The 1,895-nt window shown below is 73.5% G+C and carries 1 protein-coding gene; it reads right to left on the bottom strand.

What is annotated here, in order from left to right:
• Nucleotides 1-1,895, bottom strand: a 1,895-nt coding sequence (locus tag AB0O01_RS36450) for an acyltransferase domain-containing protein (RefSeq protein ID WP_365320420.1), incomplete at both ends; no start/stop codon positions are given.

The raw sequence follows: 1,895 nt of genomic DNA on the forward strand, positions 1-1,895 counted from the left end.
TGCCGGTGAAGGTGAAGGGGAGGTGGGGGGTGGGGGTGTCGAGGGTGGGGTGGAGGAGGGGGTGGAGGGCTGCGTCGAGGAGGGCGGGGTGGAGGTGGAAGGGGCCGCCGTGGGTGGTGGGGGGTTGGGTGAGGTGGGCGTGGTAGGTGCCCTGGTGGTGGGTGAGGTGGGTCAGGCGGCGGAAGGCGGGGCCGTACTGGTAACCGGCGGTCGCGCAGCGGTCGTAGAGGTCGGTGATGTCGAGGGGGGTGGCGGTGTCGGGGTGGGGACTGGGGACGGTGGGGGTGGTCGGTGGGTGGGGGGTGAGGGTGGCGGTGGCGTGGGTGGTCCAGGGGGTGTCGGTGTGCGCCGGGCGGGTGTGGATGGTGACGGTCGACGGGGTGACCTGGACCTGGAGGTCGAGGGGGGTGGTGAGGGGGACGGGGGCGGTGAGGGTGAGTTCTTCGATGTGGGGGGTGCCGCTGGTGTGGAGGGCGAGGTCGAGGAGGGCGGTGCCGGGGAGGAGGGGGGTGCCGTTGATGGTGTGGTCGGTGAGCCAGGGGTGTTGTTCCGGGTCGATGGTGCCGGTGTAGAGGGTGACTTCGGTGCCGGGGAGGGTGGTGGTGGCGGTGAGGAAGGGGTGGTCGGTCGGGGTGAGGCCGGTCGCTCGGGGGCCGGTGTCCGCGGTGAGCCAGTGGCGTTGGCGCTGGAAGGGGTAGTGGGGGAGGTCGATGTGCCGGGCGTGGGTATCGGTGAAGTGGCTGCCCCAGTCGACCTCGACACCCCGCACGAACGCCCGCGCCACCGCCGTCAGCAGCGCCGCGCCCTCGGGCCGGTCCTCCTGGAGGGCCGGTACCGCGACCAGTGACTCCGGGTCGGCGAGGCAGTCCCGCACCAGCGCCGACAGCGGCCCCCGGGGACCCAGCTCCAGCAGCGTCCCCACGCCCCGCCGCTCCACCGCCCGCACCCCGTCCGCGAACCGTACGCTCTCCCGCGCGTGCCGCACCCAGTACGCGGCACTGGACAGCAGGCCGTCCGTGACCGCCTCGCCGGTCAGCGTCGAGACCAGGGCGATGGCCGGAGCACCGTACGTCAGACCCTCCGCCACCTCGGCGAACCGGGTGAGCGCGGGCTCCATCAGCGGGGAGTGGAAGGCATGGCTCACCCGCAGCCGCGTGGTCCGGCGCCCCCGTGCCTCCCAGTGCGCGCCGAGTTCCCGTACCGCCGCCTCGGTGCCCGAGACCACCACGGAGACCGGGCCGTTGACGGCCGCGATACCCACCTCGGCGCCGAGCAGCGGAACGACCTCCGCCTCGGACGCCTCCAGCGCCATCATCGCCCCGCCCCCGGGCAGGGCACCCATCAGCCGGCCGCGCGCGGCGACCAGCGTGCAGGCGTCGGCGAGGGAGAGCACCCCGGCGACCTGCGCCATGGCGACTTCACCCACCGAATGCCCCAGCAGCACATCCGGACGCACACCCCAGGACTCCACCAGCCGGAACAGCGCCACCTCCAGCGCGAACAGCGCGGGCTGCGCATACTCGGTACGGTCCAGAAGATCCTGGTCGGCGCCCCACATCACCGCGCGCAGCGGCCGGTCCAACAGCGGGTCCAACTCCTCGCACACGGCGTCCAGCGCGGCGGCGAAGGCGGGGTAGGAGTCGTACAACTCCCGTCCTGCCCCGATCTGTTGCGCCCCCTGGCCCGGGAAGAGGACGGCCAGTCTGGCGCCGTTGCGGGGCGGGGTCGCGGGGGTGGTGGTGAGGTGGGGGTGGGGGGTGTGGGTGGCGAGGTGGGTGAGGGGGGTCTCCGGGTGTTGGTTGGTGAGGATGACGGCTCGGTGGGGGTGGTGGGTGCGGGTGGTGAGGGTGTGGGCGGTGTGGGTGGGGTGGGGGTGGTGGGTGGTGAGGTGGGTG

The sequence above is a fragment of the Streptomyces sp. NPDC093252 genome, assembly GCF_040683675.1.
Taxonomy (GTDB): domain Bacteria; phylum Actinomycetota; class Actinomycetes; order Streptomycetales; family Streptomycetaceae; genus Streptomyces.